Below are 14,356 nucleotides of genomic sequence, written 5' to 3'. Positions count from 1 at the left end.
CCACGCGCCGCAAGGCGGACCTACGGGATCTGGCAGGAGGGGTTCGAGTAGCATCGGCGGGCGCGTCACCCAAGCGCGGGACCCGGACGCTGCTGGAGCAGCGAATCCGAGAGCGCAACCTCACCTACGATGAGTTCGTGGAGTACGCGGAAAGATTTGCCAGGGAGACCAATGAACCTGGCACGCTGAGCTTGCGCCACCTACAACGTCTGGCATCGGGCGAACGGTCGGGTCGTTCTATTTCGGTTCGACCAGTCACCGCTAGGCTGCTGGAACGGATTTTTCAAACCTATATAGACGAGCTCCTGCAAGCCCCGACGGGGTTGAGGAAACCTGACGCGCTTCTATTGCGTCTAGCTGTGGCTATTGTGATGCGCGGTGACGACGTCTTGGTTGTCTGTCGACGTGGAGATGATGCAGGGCTGTACTGGCAATTTCCGGCAGGTATGGTCAAGCATGGTCGCTCGGCGGAAGCGGTGGCAGTTAGAGAAACCCTTGCGGAGACTGGCGTTCACTGTGTCGTGGCGGAGTCTCTTGGAAGCCGGTTGCATCCGGTGACCAACGTCCATTGCGACTATGTGTTGTGCACCTATGTTGCTGGAGACGCGGTAAATCTGGACCCGATGGAGAACGAGAGTGTTCTCTGGGTTGGGCGGGATGAACTTACCAGGCTCATCCCGCCCGATCAGATATTTGCGCCGGTTGTCAGTGCGCTTACGCTTTGCGTTTAGTGTGCAACGAGATGACTGGCGCAACATCGCTCGGAACTGTGCTGATCACGGTTGTTCGCTTTCCGCGACTAGCTTTTACCAGTCCTGCTTCTTCGAGTATCTGTATCGCGCGGTGAACTGTACTGTTTGCGACATTGTGCTTGCGGGCGATCGTGGCAATAGTCGGGAGTGTTTCGCCCGCCTTGATCGCGTCGCACAGGATCGCTCCTCGAAGGTGAGCGGCGATTACTTCGTAGGGATGCTTTGCGTCCTTCTCGGTGGACGACTTCGGTAGCCCGTCACTAGCGAAGGCGATAGGCGGTGTGGGCATGTGAGTCGTCAAGTTGGCCGCCGCGCGCTGGTCGGCCTCTGCTGACCATGCCGCATACACCTTCAAGGTGGTGGTGCCACCGCCACCGTGTCCCAGTCGACTGGCAACTGTTCGGATGTCCACACCCGCTGAGATCAACTCGGTTGCGGAGTAGTGGCGCAACTGGTGAATGTGCATGTCCCAGCCGAGTCGTGCGCACATCCTGCGGTACCGTTGCGTGACGGTGCTCGGTTTGATCCACTGCGAATGGCGGATGTCCGGGGAGAATATCCGTCCCTTCAGGTCCAAGGTTGCGCCTACCGATTTGGCTTGGCTTACGCAGTGCTGCTTGTACCCTTGAAGGATGGCAACCGTGGTTTCGTCAAGGGCTATTCGGCGTTGCTGGTGAGCCTTGGTGTCCTTTTCCCAGGTCTTGGAGTTTTTCTGTGCGACGCTGGTTCGGATTGTGATGACACTCTTGTCGAAGTCGAGCAAGTCCCAGCGCATTGCGCAAATCTCGCCGCGCCGTGCTCCTGTCACCATCGCCATCCACACGAGTACGCCCTAATCGAGGTCGAGGAAAGCGGCGTTGATGATCGAAGCCGCTTCCGCTGCCGTCGGAGGGTGCGGGTCCGCTTTCGGTGCTTTGGGCGTCTCGGCGCGTTCGAGCGGGTTGACTGCGATCCAGTTCCATTTCTGAGCCCGTGACAGTGCGCCACTGAGGCATCCGTGGATCTGGCGGATGGAGGAAGCAGCGAGTGGCTTGCAGGTGTGCGGCTTGTATTTCGCTGAGCACTCGTGCGGGCCTTCCTTGGCGTGCTCGGTGAACTTTCGTCCGTCGCAGTGCTTCCGGCATCGGCGAAGAACGGCATAGAACGAGTCGAGTGTTTCCCCGTCTAGCTTGCCGACCTGAATCCGCCCCAGTAGAGGGCGGATGTGGTTCTCGATGTAGCCCTCGTAGCCGCTGCGAGTGGTCTTCTCGACATTGATGAGGTCTAGGTACCTGTCCATGAGTTTGTTTACGGTGGCGCGCGTGCGAGGTGCGCGTTTCTCGTCAACGCGGGACAGCAAGCGGGTCAACGCCCGCTCGGCTTCCTTCTGCTGCTGCGGGTGATTAGGGCCGATCGTCTCCGTCAGGTAGACGCGCTTGCCGGAGAGCGGGTCAACGCCGCTGTACACGCGGGCGCGCAGAGCGCCGCTCGGCAAGGCTTGGATCGTTCCTCGCTGGCGGTTGCTGCCCCGCTTCCTGGGCGCCCTCATGACGCGACCGTACGCCGGTCGCACCACGCACGGCACCACGCCGAGTGCGAAGAGGCGTGGAGTGGAGTCGTCTGCCGATGCGTTGATCGGTGCGTTTGCCCTGGTGAGCGGCCTACCGAGTGGTCATTTCTTGCTGGTGCCCCCGGCAGGATTCGAACCTGCGACGCACGGTTTAGGAAACCGATGCTCTATCCCCTGAGCTACGAGGGCCTACGCCGGGACACCTTACCGGGTCCTCCCGCAGGCTGATGCAGGAGCACACCCCCACCTGCTCCACTAGGGGCGATCCCGGATGTCCCCAACCTGCCGACCGGGCAGGCTGCGCAGTGGGTTTGTCCCCGGCTGCCCGGGGGCAAATGGGGTGTAAGCGCAGGTGAGAGGGGAGCCAGGGGTGACTGACGGGGTGTTGGAGATCGACTCGATCTCCAAGAGGTACGGGGATGTGGTGGCTTTGGCAGGCATGTCCTTCGACGTCCGGGCGGGGGAGTTGTTCGGGTTCGTCGGGTCGAACGGGGCGGGGAAGACGACCACGATGCGGATCGCGCTCGGGGTGCTCTCGGCTGACTCGGGGGAGGTGCGGTGGGGTGGGGCGCCCATCACCGCGGAGACCCGGCGGTGGATCGGGTACATGCCGGAGGAGCGGGGGCTCTACCCGAAGATGAAGGTGGGGGAGCAGCTCATTTACCTCGCCCGGTTGCACGGGCTTTCCGCCGGGCGGGCGAAGCGGGCCGTGGAGGAGTGGGCGGAGCGGCTCGGGGTGGCCCAGCGGTTGGGGGACGAGGTGCAGAAGCTTTCGCTGGGCAACCAGCAGCGGGTGCAGTTGGCCGCCGCGCTGGTGCACGAGCCGCGGATCCTGGTGCTCGACGAGCCGTTCTCCGGGTTGGACCCGGTGGCCGTGGACGTGATGAGCCAGGTGCTGGTGGACAAGGCGCGGCAGGGGGTGCCGGTGGTGTTCTCCAGCCACCAGTTGGACTTGGTGGAGCGGTTGTGCGACCGGGTGGGGATCGTTCGCAGTGGACGGATGGTGGCGTGCGACCGGGTCGACGCGCTGCGGGAAGGGGGACGGGTGCGGTTGGTCGTCGAGGCTCCCGGGGCTCCCCCGGGGTGGGCGGATCGGGTGCCCGGTGTGACCGTGGCGGAGCACGTGGGGGCGCAGACCGTCCTGGAGCTCGGGGAGGGGGCTGACGACCAGGAGGTCCTCCGGGCGGCGTTGGCCACCGGGCCGGTGACCGGGTTCTCCCGGCGGCGGCAGTCGCTCACCGAGCTGTTCCGCAACGTGGTGTCCGAGGAGGTGGCGGCGTGAGCGGGCCGGACGTGCGGATGGGGAACTGGGGCGCGGTCGGGCTGGTCGCCGGGCGGGAGGTCGGGACCCGGTTGCGGTCGAAGGCTTTCCAGGCGACGACCGCGGTGACCCTGCTCCTGCTGGTCGGGTTCACGTTGGTCATGAAGTTCACCAGCGGTGACGGCGCCGACGCGACCGTCGGGTTCACCAGCGCGTCGGCCGCGTTGGAGGCGCCGCTGAAGAGCACCGCCACTGCCGTCGGGCAGGACATCGACACCCGGGCGGTCGCCGACGAGGCCGAGGGGCGGCGGTTGGTCGAGGACGGCTCGCTCGACGCCCTGCTGGTGGGGGACGGGTCGAAGCTCGTGGTGGTGGTCAAGAAGGAGATCGACTCCTCCCTGGAGAGCGCGGTCAACGTGCTGGCGGGGCAGTTGGCGCTCAACCAGCAGATCACCCGGCTCGGCGGTGACCCCGCCGAGGTGAACCAGCGGGTCAGTGGGGCCACCGCCGAGGTGCGGCCGTTGGAGGCGCCCTACGACTACAACGGGCAGCAGCTTGTCATCGGCATGATCGCCGGGATCCTGATCTACATGTCGCTGATGATCAACGGGCAGTCGGTGGCCCAGGGCGTGGTCGAGGAGAAGTCCAGCCGGGTGGTCGAGCTGCTCCTGGCCACCATCCGGCCGTGGCAGTTGATGGCGGGCAAGGTGCTGGGCATCGGCGCGGTCGGGCTGCTCCAGATGGTCATCATCGGCGGGGTCGGGTTGGGCGTCGGGTTGGGGCTGGGGGTGCTGGACGTCTCCGTGTCGACCGCCGTGGGGACGGTGGTCTGGCTGGTGGTGTGGTTCCTGCTCGGGTTCGTCGCCTACTCGCTGGTGTTCGCCGCGCTCGGGGCGCTGGTCTCCCGGCAGGAGGACGTCGGCGGGGTGATCACGCCGCCGCTGCTGTTCGTGATCCTCGGGTACGTGCTGGGCATCTCGATCCTGCCCTCCGACCCGGGCAACCAGCTCGTGGAGGTGCTGTCGGTGGTGCCGCTGTTCGCCCCCACCCTGATGCCGATGCGGCTGGCCATGGGCGGGGTGCCGTTCTGGGAGGCCGGGCTCGCGGTGGTGCTGATGCTGGCGCTCATCCCGGCCCTGGTGTGGCTCTCCGGGCGGATCTACCGCAACGCCGTCATGCGCAGCGGTGCGAAGGTCAGGCTCAGGGACGCCCTGCGCGCGAGCTGACACCGTTCGGACGAGGGCCCCACCGCCTCGGCGGTGGGGCCCTTCGTCGTGTGGGTCGACTCCCGGTCCGGGGCGGGTTGGGGCGGCCCGGGAGCCGGGTGCCGGTGAGGAGAACACCGGGGCGAGGAGCCGCGGCGGGGTAGCATCCGAGCGAGTCCGACCTGGTCGGCGCACCCGGGGCGGGTGCGGTGCCGGGCAGCCACGAGGCCCCCGCCGGGGCCGAGGACGCCAGTCGGGAGGCGTTGTGATCAAGGTGATGGTCGCGGACGACGAGGACCTCGTCCGCTCCGGGCTGCGGACCATCCTGTCCAGCGCCGGGGACATCGAGGTGGTCGCCGAGTGCGACGACGGCTCCCACGTCGCCGACCTGGCCCGGCAGCACCGCCCGCACGTGGTGCTGCTCGACATCCGGATGGGCGCCTCCGACGGGATCGCCGCGCTGCGCAGGCTGGTGGCGCTGCCGGAACCGCCCTCGGTCTCGATGCTGACCACCTTCGACGTGGACGAGTACGTGCAGCTCGCGCTGCGGATCGGCGCCCAGGGGTTCCTGCTCAAGGACACCGAGCCCGCCCACCTGATCAAGGCGGTGCGCGACCTGGCCCGCGGCGGCGCGGTGCTGGACCCCAAGGTGGCGGCGCGGGTGGTGTCGGCGGTGGCCGACGGGGAGCGGGCCGCCGAGCCCGCCCGGCGGCTGCTGTCGTCGCTGTCGGAGCGGGAGCTGGAGGTCGTCGGCCTGATCGGGCAGGGGATGTCGAACGCGGAGATCGGGGCGGCGCTGCACCTGTCCGAGGCCACGGTGAAGGGGTACGTGTCCGCCGTGCTGGGCAAGATCGGTGCGGCGAACCGGGTCCAGGCCGCGCTGGTCGCCTACCGCGGCGGGCTCATCGCCTGACCGGCAGCAGGTGTGACAGAGCCGCGAGCGGGGGACCAAGGGGAGGGTCCCCCGCTCGCGGCTCGTGTCTGCTCCGGGGATGGAGCGCCGGTCCGGGGGCAGCGGACCGGGGTTGGTCTGGGCCGTCTCCCGACGGCCCAGCGTCTACTTGAGTTCCACCGGCTGCCCGCCCAGGGTCACCGGGACGGTGTTGTTCGCGCCGACGACCAGCTTCACGGTGTCGTTCGGGGCGTGCGAGCGGACCGCGGCCACCAGGGCGTCGGCGGAGTCGATGCGGCGGTCGTCGAGCCGGGTGACCACGTCGCCCTGCTTGAGGCCCGCCTTCTCGCCGGGGCCGCCCGCCACGACCTCGGCGACGAGCGCGCCGCCGCCGTCGGCGTTGTCGCGGACCGAGACGCCCAGGACGGTCTGGGTGGCCTTGCCGGTCTTGACGATCTCGTCGGCGGTGCGCCGGGCCTGGTTGATCGGGATGGCGAAGCCGATGCCGACCGAACCGCCCTGGGCGCTGGCGCTCGACGACGGGCTGTAGATCGCCGAGTTGATGCCGATGATCTGCCCGGCCATGTTCACCAGCGGGCCGCCGGAGTTGCCCGGGTTGATCGCCGCGTCGGTCTGGATGGCGTCCATGACCGTGGCCTGGCTGCCGTTCTCCCCGCCCGCCCTGGTAGGGCGCTGCAACGAGCTGACGATGCCGGAGGTCACCGTGCCTGCCAGCTCGAACGGGGAGCCGATGGCCACCACGGGCTGGCCGACCCTGAGGTCGTCGGAGCGGCCCAGCTCCGCCACCGGCAGGTCGGTCACGCCCTGGGCGCGGACCACCGCCAGGTCGGATGTGGGGTCGCGGCCGACGATGGTGGCCTTGGCGGTGCGGCCGTCCTGGAACACGGCCTCGATCTGCCCGCCGGAGGCGGCGACCTCGACCACGTGGTTGTTGGTGACGATCAGGCCGTCGCCGCTGATCACGAACCCGGAACCCTCGCCAGCCGAGGACGGGCCGCGCACCTGCAACTGCACGACGCTGGGCAGCACCTTCGCCGCCACCGCCTCCACCGAGCCCGCCGGGGCCGACCCGGTCTGCTGGGCGGTCGGCGGCGTGTTCAGCGCGGTCGCCGCGGGGCTGCCGGTGTCGTTGTCCTGGGCCACCAGGTAGCCGCCCGCGGCACCGGCGCCGCCGCCGACGAGCAGCGCCAGCACCGTCATGCCCGCGACCAAGCCGCCCGCGCGGCGCCGCTGCTCGGGCTGCGCGGTCTGGTGCTGTCCGAGCTGGTGCTGCTGGTAGGGCGCGGCGGCGGGCTGGCCCGGGTAGCCGGGGTGCTGCGCGGCCGAGCCGTAGAGCACGCCCTGGGCACCCGTGGCGGGCTGGTGCTGCTGCGCCCCGCCCGCGGCCCACGGGGACCACTGGGCGGAATGGGAGTAGGCGGAGTTTCCGGCCCCCGGCGTCGCGGGGCCCTGCTCCCCGGTCGCGCGGGGGCCGGACTCCTGTCGGTCGGGGCCCTGTTCCCCGGCCGATGCCCGATCACTCGACTCCGACGCCCCCTGCGACGTCGAGGCGGCCCCTGCTGCCGCCTGCGCCGACCACGGGTTGACGTCGCCGGTTCCCTGTCCGGTCACGGCGTCGGGGTTGTTCTCGGTCATGTGACCACCTTGAACCTCTCGACTGAGAAGGACCTGAGACGTGCCTGTGCGCTCGCCGAGGAAATCAGCGGCCGTAGCGGGCGGGGGCCGCGCGCAGCCGGGCGGCGAGGTCTTCCGGTGTGACGTCGTTGATCCACACCGCCATGCCGGACTCCGACCCCGCCAGGTACTTGAGCTTGTCCGCCGTGCGCAGCACGGAGAACACCTCCAGGTGCAGCCAGGCGAGGTCGCGCCCGGTCGACACCGGAGCCTGGTGCCAGGCGGCGATGTAGGGAAGCTGCCGGTCGTAGAGGCCGTCGAGCCTGCCCAGGACCCGCAGGTACAGCTCGGCGAAGTCGTCGCGCTCCTCCTCGGTCAACGCGGGCAGGTCCGGCACCTGCCGGTGCGGCACCACGTGCACCTCCACCGGCCACCTGGCCGCCGCGGGCACGAACGCCGTCCAGTGCTCGGACTCGAACAGCACCCGGGTACCCGCGGAGCGCTCCATTTCCACCACGTCCCCCATCACGGGGCGCCCGTGCTGGGCCAGGTACGCCTCGGCGGTGGAGAGCATGAGGGCCGTGCGCGGGGTGACGAACGGGTAGCCGTAGACCTGCCCGTGCGGGTGGCTCAGCGTCACCCCGATCTCGTCGCCCCGGTTCTCGAACGGGAAGACCTGTTGCACCCCTGGCAACGCCCCCAGGGCCGCGGTGCGGTCGGCCAGCGCGTCCACGACCGTGCGCACCCGGCTCGGGGGCAGCTCCCCGAACGACGTCGTGTGCCGGTCGGTGAAGCACACCACCTCGCACCGCCCCAGCCCCGGGCCGACCGGCACCAGACCGGGCTGCACCGGGCCGGTGGCGTGCTGGGAGAACGACGGGAAGCGGTTCTCGAACACCACCACGTCGTAGCTCGACTCCGGCACCTCGGTCGGCTTGCCCGGCGCCGACGGGCACAGCGGGCACAGCCCGGCGGGCGGCTTGTACGTGCGGGTCTGCCGGTGCGCGGCCAGCGCCACCCACTCCCCGGTCAGCGGGTCGCGCCGGATCTGCGAGGCGGTCTCGTTGCGGGGCAGGTCCCGGGTGTCGACGGCGGTTCTGCCCGGGGCGTCCGGGCGGTCGTCGAAGTACAGGATCTCGCGGCCGTCGGCCAGGTTCCGGACTGTGCGCCTCACACCGGCAGTCTAGGAACGCTCAGCCCGGGGCGCCGGGCAGCCGCATCGCCATCAGCGCCCCGCCGTCGGCCGAGCGGCTGGCGAACACCGAACCGCCGTGCCGCTCCGCGGCCTGCTTCACGATCGCCAGGCCCAACCCGGAACCGGGCAGCGTGCGGGCCTCCTCCGAGCGGTAGAACCGGTCGAACACGTGCGGCAGGTCGCTGTCGCTGATCCCCGGCCCGGCGTCGGCGACCTGCACGAACGCGTACCCGTCGCCCGCGTCGCGCAGCTCGACCCGCACCACACCACCCGGTGGGCTGAACTTCACCGCGTTGTCCAGCAGGTTCAGCACCGCCCGCTCCAGCGACGCGGCGTGCCCGATCAGGTGCCAGGGCTCCAGCCGCACCTCGAAGGTCACCTCGCCCGCCCGCCGCCGGGCCCGGTCCAGGGCGGCGTCGACCACCTCGACCAGCTCCACGTGCTCGCGCACGGTCGGCGCGGCGTCCTCGCGGGCCAGTTCCACCAGGTCGCCGATGAGCTGGGTCAGCTCGTCGAGCTGGGCGCGCAGGTCCACCTGGATGTCGGCCTTGTCCTGCGGCGCCAGCGCGGGCGCCCCCGGCGCCTCGGAGGCCAGCATCAGCTCCAGGTTGGTGCGCAGCGAGGTCAGCGGCGTCCGCAGCTCGTGGCCCGCGTCCGCCACCAGCCTGCGCTGCCGCTCCTGCGACTCGGCGACGGCGCCGAGCATGGTGTTGAAGCTGTCGGTGAGCCGGGACAGCTCGTCGTCGCCGGACACCGGGATCGGCCGCAGGTCACCGGTGCGGGTCACCCGTTCGGTGGCGGCGGTGAGCCGCTGCACGGGCAGCAGGCCGCCCCGGGCCACCGCCGTGCCCGCCAGCGCCGCGACGATGATGCCGGACCCGCCGATGACGATGAGGACCACCGCGAGCTTCGCCAGCGTGCTCTTGGTGGTGTCCAGTGGCTGCGCGAGCACCAGCGCGGTGTTGTCCAGGAACGGGTACGGCCGGGCCAGGATGCGGGTGTCGGTGCTCGCCTCGGTGCGGATCGAGATCGGCGTCAGCCCCTGGGCGACCTTCAGCTCCTCCGGGCCGACCCTGGGGTGCTCGACGGTCATGCCCAGCGCGGACTGCCCGTTGCCGTCGACCACGTCGAACTGGATGTCGGTCAGCTCCAGGAACACCCTGGGGATCTCCGCGCGGGTGGAGGTGATCGCCTGGGTGTTGCGCAGCAGCGCCGTGGCCCGCTCGTTCAGGCTGTCGTCCACCTGCTGGTACAGGCCCCGGTAGACGGTGAAGTAGGCGCCGAGGGAGACCAGCGCCACCGCCCCGCCCACGCACAGCGCGGCGAGCAGGGTGATCCGGGAGCGCAGCGACACCCGCTCCCGGGGCTGGAGCGGGGCGGGCCGGGTGTCCTCGTCGACGACCGCGGTCACGGCGGGGTCTCGCGGAGCACGTAGCCCACCCCGCGGACCGTGTGCAGCAACCTCGGTTCGCCGTCCGCCTCGGTCTTGCGGCGCAGGTACCCGACGTAGACCTCCAGCGCGTTGCCGGAGGTCGGGAAGTCGTAGCCCCACACCTCCTCCAGGATGCGGCCGCGGGTCAGCACCTGCTTGGGGTGCGACAGCAGCAGCTCCAGCAGGGCGAACTCGGTGCGGGTCAGGCTGATCTCGCGCGCGCCGCGGCGGACCTCCCTGGTGCCGGGGTCCATCTCCAGGTCGGCGTAGCGCAGCGGGGCCGACTGCGGGGAGCCCGACTGCTCCGGGGTGGCCCGGCGCAGCAGCGCGCGCAGCCGGGCCAGCAGCTCCTCCAGGGCGAACGGCTTGGGCAGGTAGTCGTCGGCGCCCGCGTCGAGCCCGGCGACCCGGTCGGACACCAGGTCGCGCGCGGTGAGCACCAGGATCGGCAGGTCGTCGCCGACGCCGCGCAGCCGCCTGCACACCTCCAGCCCGTCCAGCCGGGGCATCATCACGTCCAGCACCATCGCGTCCGGGCGGGAGCTGTCGGCGCCCAGGACGGAGTCCAGCGCCTGCCTGCCGTCGCTGGCGAGGTCTACCTGGTAGCCGTTGAACTGCAACGAGCGCCGGAGGGACTCGCGCACGGCCCGATCGTCGTCGACCACGAGGATGCGCATGCCACCAGTGTGTCCTGTCGGGCTGAGACGCGCCTGAGAGCGCTCAGAACGCGTCGGCCGTCCGGGGCCTGCCGGGGGCGCCGGTCAGCAGGTCCAGCGCGCGCGCCGCGGCCGGGTCGCCGTCGAGCAGACCGGCGCGGCGCAGTTCCGCGGTGGTCGACGCGCCGCTGTACCAGGGGCCCAGCGCCCGCGCGGCCATCCGGGCGGTGCCGTCGCCGCCGCGTTCGCAGTGGACGGTGCCGCCTGCGGCGGTCAGCCGCCAGCGGCCCGCGTTCCACGGGGCGTGCCGGTCGGTGACGTCGAGGTCGACGGTCAGGTCCGGGGCGTGCGGCCAGCCGCGGTCGGCCAGGGCGGTGGGCAGGTCGACCACCCGCAGCATCCACGTCTCCACGTGGCTGCCCCTGGTCACCGCACCGGGGATGAGCAGGTCGAACAGGGCGGTGTCGAGCACGCGCACCGTCGCAGCCGCGGTGTGCCCGGCCCAGGAGGCCAGTTGGTGCAGGAGGGCGTTGGCGGTGTCGGCGTCGTCGGCGACGAAGTCGTGGACGTGCAGGCTCTCGCCGTCGGGGCGGGTGGCGGAGAGGTAGCCGGTGATGCCGTCCGGTCCGGGGACGACAGTGAGCAGGTCCAGGTCGAGGGCGTGCTCCGGGGTGAACGCCGGAGTCCCTCGATCGAGTGGGCCGTCGATCGTGCTCGCCGTGCGCAGGTACGCCCGGTGCACCCCGCCGAGGTCGGCCGCGGTGGCGGGCCGCACCTCCCGGGTGCTGCGCGGCACCACCGCCAGGCCCGCCAGCGGAACGGTCGCCCGCTCGAACGTCCCCGCGTGCTCCCAACCGCGCTGCCGGTACGGGCGCACGACGTAGGGGAACAGCGTCGAGATCCCCTGCCCCGCCTCCCGCATCAGCGGCAGCGTCTCGTCGAGCAGCGCGCCCGCCACCCCCCGCCCACGCGCGTGCGCGGCCACCGCCACGCCGGCGATGCCACCCATCGGCACCGCCCGACCGCCGAAGAACTGGCGGTACTCCCAGATCCGGGCGAACCCGACCCGCTGCCCGCCCAGCTCCGCGGTCAGCCCGGTCCACCCCGGCGTGCCCGCCCAGTCCGGGTCGACCTCCCGGGGTCCGCCGAAGGCCAGCCTGCGCAGGCGGTACGCGTCGTCGGCGTCGGAGGTCCGGAAGGGACGGACGGTCACCACCGGAAGAAGCCCCGCCCGGTCTTGCGCCCCAGCTCGCCGCGCGCCACCTTCGCCCGCAGCAGCTCGGGCGGGGCGAACCGCGGCCCCAGCTCGCGCTCCAGGTGCTCGGCGATGGACAGCCGGACGTCCAGGCCCACCAGGTCGGTGAGCCGCAGCGGCCCCATCGGCCACGCGTACCCCAACCGCATCCCGGTGTCGATGTCCTCCGCCGAGGCCACCCCCTCCTCCAGCATCCGGATCGCCTCCAGCCCGACCGCCACGCCCAGCCGGGACGTGGCGAAGCCGGGGGAGTCGCGCACCTCGATGACGGTCTTGCCCAGCGCCTCCGCCCACCCGCGCACGTCCGCCCGCACCCGCTCGGGCAGCCCCGCGTGGTGCACCAGCTCCACCAGCGCCTGCACCGGCACGGGGTTGAAGAAGTGCATCCCGACCACCCGGTCGGCGGGCAGCCCCTCGGCCAGCCGGGTGATCGACAGCGACGACGTGTTCGACGCCAGCACCGCCCGCGGGCAGGCCGAGGCGACCTCGGTGAACACCGCCCGCTTGAGCGCGAGGTCCTCCGGGACGGCCTCGACGGCCAGCGCGGTGTCCGGCGGCAGGTCGCCCAGCCGCTCGACCGTGCTCAGGTTCGCCAGCAGGTCGGCGGCGGTGGTCCCCTCCGGGAGCTTGCCGCGCTCCTCGGCCTTGGTCACCGAGGCGGTCACGTTCGCCACCCCCTGCGCGGCCCGCCCGGCGTCGGCCTCGGCGAGCACGACGGAACTGCCCGCGGCGAGGAAGACGTGCGCGATCCCCGCCCCCATCGTGCCGCCGCCGATGACCGCCACGGTTGCCGGTACGCCGCCCACTGAAGTCCTCCTCCGTCGACCGGAGTCCTTCTTAGCAGTCGCGCGCGGGCGTGTGACGATGCCGGTATGCGGATCATCCTGTTGCGCCACGGCGAGAGCCTCGGCAACGTCGACGAGCTGGCGTACTGCCGCACCCCCGACCACTCGCTGCCGCTGACCGCGCTCGGCGAGGCGCAGGCGGCGCGGGCGGGCGCCGACCTGCGGGCCCTGCTCGGCGACGAACCCGTCGCCGCCTACGTCAGCCCGTACGTGCGCACGGTCGGCACGTTCCGGCTGCTCGACCTGCCCGCGGTGCAGCGGTGCGTGCCGGAGCCGCGGCTGCGCGAGCAGGACTGGGGCAACCTGCAGGACCCGGACGAGCAGCAGGTGCAGAAGCGGCTGCGGCACGAGTTCGGCCACTTCTTCTACCGGCTCCCGCACGGCGAGTCCGGCGCGGACGTCGACGACCGGGTGGCCAGCTTCCTGTCCGAGCTGGAGCACCGGGTGGCCCGCGACCCGCACCACCCGGACACCGCGGTGGTCGTCTCGCACGGCCTCACCGTCCGGCTGCTGTGCCGCCGGGCGTTCTCCTGGAGCATCGACCTGTTCGAGTCCCTGTCGAACCCGGCCCACTGCGACCCGCGCGTCCTGACCCGGGTGGGGGACGCCTGGACCCTGGATAGGCCGTTCGAGCAGTGGCGTCCCTCACCGGATGGGACGCACCAGGTGTGACGCGCCCGCCCGACGGCCGTCGGGCGGGCGGACCGCCTACAGGTAGCCGCGCCGGTACGCCGCGACCAGGCGGCGCGGCACCAGCAGCTCCCGCCCGTCCGGCGTGGTGATCGGCACCAGGTCCGGCGCGGTGGCCTTCCACTGCGCCCGGCGGGAACGGGTGTTGGAGCGCGAGGTCTTGCGCTTCGGGACGGCCATCAGCGCTTCCCGTAGCGGCGGTGGAACCGCTCGACCCGGCCCGCGGTGTCCATGACCCGCTGGTTGCCGGTCCAGAACGGGTACGAATCGGCGGTGATGTCGACCACGAGCAGCGGGTAGGTGTTGCCGTCCTCCCACTCGACCGTCCGGTCGGAGGTGGCGGTGGACCGGGTCAGGAACTGCTTGCCGGTGGACTGGTCCCGGAAGACCACCGGGTGGTAGTCGGGGTGGATTCCTGGTTTCACAGCGCGATCTCCTCCTGGATCAGTGCCGCGGTGAACGCGGCGGTCAACGTCTCGGGGTCGGCGGCGTGGGAGAGGATCACCAGCTCCTGCACGCGGTCGCCCCACACCGGGTCCCAGTCCAGCGCCGCGCGGGCCCGGCGCTCGGGGGACACGGCGTCCCAGTCGTCGGAGGCGGCCAGCCAGGTGCCGCCGGGGCCCACGCACACGCCCCCGCCTGCGGACTCCAGCAGCAGCACCTCGTCCGGGCGCCCGGCCACCCACACCCTCCCGCGCGCCCGCACCACGCCGTCGAGCAGCACGTCCAGCGCGTCGACCAGCCGGTCCTGGTCGAACGGCCTGCGCTCGCGGAACACCGTCAGCCCGACCCCGCACTCCGGTCGCAGCGGCGGCTGCCCGCGCAGCAGCGGGCCGAACACCTCGTCGACCTCGCCGCCGTCCCGGCGCACGGCCCGCAGCAGCGCGGGCCCGGCCTCGGCCAGCGGCACCCGGGGGGCCGGGGCGGCGAGCCGGTCGAGCACGGCGGTGGTGCGCGCGTCCGGGGCGCCGGTCAGCACCAGCGCGTCG

General features: G+C 71.4%; 16 protein-coding genes and 1 tRNA gene. 5 read left to right on the top strand and 12 right to left on the bottom strand.

Annotated elements, in window-relative coordinates; genetic code table 11:
• Positions 1 to 137: 137 nt before the first annotated feature.
• Positions 138 to 731 carry an NUDIX hydrolase gene (locus tag L6E12_RS35420; protein ID WP_236228802.1) on the top strand — a complete coding sequence of 198 codons (594 nt, stop codon included), beginning with the start codon at positions 138 to 140 and terminating at the stop codon, positions 729 to 731.
• On the opposite strand, the gene L6E12_RS16470 is transcribed toward L6E12_RS35420, so the two are convergent.
• From L6E12_RS16470 to L6E12_RS16460, 3 genes are all read right to left on the bottom strand, one after another.
• Positions 715 to 1,569, bottom strand: coding sequence for a tyrosine-type recombinase/integrase (locus L6E12_RS16470; RefSeq protein ID WP_236228801.1), 855 nt, complete (start codon positions 1,567 to 1,569; stop codon positions 715 to 717). The two genes, L6E12_RS35420 and L6E12_RS16470, sit on opposite strands and share 17 nt — an antisense overlap.
• A 15-nt stretch (positions 1,570 to 1,584) precedes the next feature.
• Positions 1,585 to 2,280 carry a hypothetical protein gene (locus L6E12_RS16465; RefSeq protein ID WP_236228800.1) on the bottom strand — a complete coding sequence of 232 codons (696 nt, stop codon included), beginning with the start codon at positions 2,278 to 2,280 and terminating at the stop codon, positions 1,585 to 1,587.
• A 134-nt stretch (positions 2,281 to 2,414) separates the two neighbouring features.
• A tRNA-Arg gene (locus tag L6E12_RS16460) sits at positions 2,415 to 2,490 on the bottom strand.
• A gap of 181 nt (positions 2,491 to 2,671) precedes the next feature.
• Here L6E12_RS16460 and L6E12_RS16455 point away from each other — a divergent pair.
• From L6E12_RS16455 to L6E12_RS16445, 3 genes are all read left to right on the top strand, one after another.
• Positions 2,672 to 3,583, top strand: a complete 912-nt coding sequence (locus L6E12_RS16455; RefSeq protein ID WP_236228799.1) for an ABC transporter ATP-binding protein — start codon at positions 2,672 to 2,674, stop codon at positions 3,581 to 3,583.
• Positions 3,584 to 3,600: 17 nt separating this feature from the next.
• A complete protein-coding gene (locus L6E12_RS16450; RefSeq protein WP_236228871.1) occupies positions 3,601 to 4,788 on the top strand; it encodes an ABC transporter permease in 1,188 nt (395 codons plus the stop codon).
• A gap of 244 nt (positions 4,789 to 5,032) precedes the next feature.
• Positions 5,033 to 5,680 carry a response regulator transcription factor gene (locus tag L6E12_RS16445; protein ID WP_236228798.1) on the top strand — a complete coding sequence of 216 codons (648 nt, stop codon included), beginning with the start codon at positions 5,033 to 5,035 and terminating at the stop codon, positions 5,678 to 5,680.
• Between the two features lie 144 nt (positions 5,681 to 5,824).
• On the opposite strand, the gene L6E12_RS16440 is transcribed toward L6E12_RS16445, so the two are convergent.
• From L6E12_RS16440 to L6E12_RS16415, 6 genes are all read right to left on the bottom strand, one after another.
• A complete protein-coding gene (locus L6E12_RS16440; RefSeq protein ID WP_236228797.1) occupies positions 5,825 to 7,315 on the bottom strand; it encodes a trypsin-like peptidase domain-containing protein in 1,491 nt (496 codons plus the stop codon).
• A 64-nt stretch (positions 7,316 to 7,379) separates the two neighbouring features.
• Positions 7,380 to 8,468 (bottom strand): galactose-1-phosphate uridylyltransferase, encoded by a 1,089-nt coding sequence (gene galT, locus L6E12_RS16435; protein WP_236228796.1) that lies wholly within the window; start codon positions 8,466 to 8,468, stop codon positions 7,380 to 7,382.
• Positions 8,469 to 8,487: 19 nt separating this feature from the next.
• Positions 8,488 to 9,900 carry a HAMP domain-containing sensor histidine kinase gene (locus L6E12_RS16430; RefSeq protein WP_236228795.1) on the bottom strand — a complete coding sequence of 471 codons (1,413 nt, stop codon included), beginning with the start codon at positions 9,898 to 9,900 and terminating at the stop codon, positions 8,488 to 8,490.
• Positions 9,897 to 10,598, bottom strand: coding sequence for a response regulator transcription factor (locus tag L6E12_RS16425; RefSeq protein WP_236228794.1), 702 nt, complete (start codon positions 10,596 to 10,598; stop codon positions 9,897 to 9,899). The genes L6E12_RS16430 and L6E12_RS16425 overlap by 4 nt, the downstream gene beginning before the upstream one ends.
• A 43-nt stretch (positions 10,599 to 10,641) precedes the next feature.
• Positions 10,642 to 11,790 (bottom strand): enhanced intracellular survival protein Eis, encoded by a 1,149-nt coding sequence (eis, locus tag L6E12_RS35415; RefSeq protein ID WP_236228793.1) that lies wholly within the window; start codon positions 11,788 to 11,790, stop codon positions 10,642 to 10,644.
• Positions 11,787 to 12,638, bottom strand: coding sequence for a 3-hydroxyacyl-CoA dehydrogenase family protein (locus tag L6E12_RS16415; protein WP_308074923.1), 852 nt, complete (start codon positions 12,636 to 12,638; stop codon positions 11,787 to 11,789). The genes eis and L6E12_RS16415 overlap by 4 nt, the downstream gene beginning before the upstream one ends.
• Positions 12,639 to 12,704: 66 nt before the next feature.
• Between L6E12_RS16415 and L6E12_RS16410 the strand changes: the two genes are divergently transcribed.
• Positions 12,705 to 13,349: a histidine phosphatase family protein gene (locus tag L6E12_RS16410; RefSeq protein ID WP_236228792.1), complete on the top strand. Its 645-nt coding sequence runs from the start codon at positions 12,705 to 12,707 to the stop codon at positions 13,347 to 13,349.
• 36 nt (positions 13,350 to 13,385) lie between these two features.
• Here the strand turns inward: L6E12_RS16410 and rpmF are convergent, their stop codons facing one another.
• The 3 genes from rpmF to L6E12_RS35410 all read right to left on the bottom strand — a co-directional run.
• The gene (gene rpmF / locus L6E12_RS16405) at positions 13,386 to 13,547 is read right to left on the bottom strand and encodes a 50S ribosomal protein L32 (RefSeq protein WP_236228791.1); all 162 of its coding nucleotides are present in this window, start codon (positions 13,545 to 13,547) and stop codon (positions 13,386 to 13,388) included.
• Positions 13,547 to 13,792, bottom strand: a complete 246-nt coding sequence (locus tag L6E12_RS16400; RefSeq protein WP_236228790.1) for a type B 50S ribosomal protein L31 — start codon at positions 13,790 to 13,792, stop codon at positions 13,547 to 13,549. Before L6E12_RS16400 ends, rpmF begins: the two co-directional genes overlap by 1 nt.
• Positions 13,789 to 14,356, bottom strand: a 568-nt coding sequence (locus L6E12_RS35410; RefSeq protein ID WP_236228789.1) for a GTP-binding protein, incomplete at its 5' end; no start/stop codon positions are given. The genes L6E12_RS35410 and L6E12_RS16400, both read right to left, overlap by 4 nt.

The organism is Actinokineospora sp. PR83, from assembly GCF_021056305.1.
GTDB lineage: Bacteria > Actinomycetota > Actinomycetes > Mycobacteriales > Pseudonocardiaceae > Actinokineospora > Actinokineospora spheciospongiae.
The sequence above is the reverse complement of the archived record's forward strand: the minus strand, read 5'-3'. Positions and strand labels throughout refer to the sequence as shown.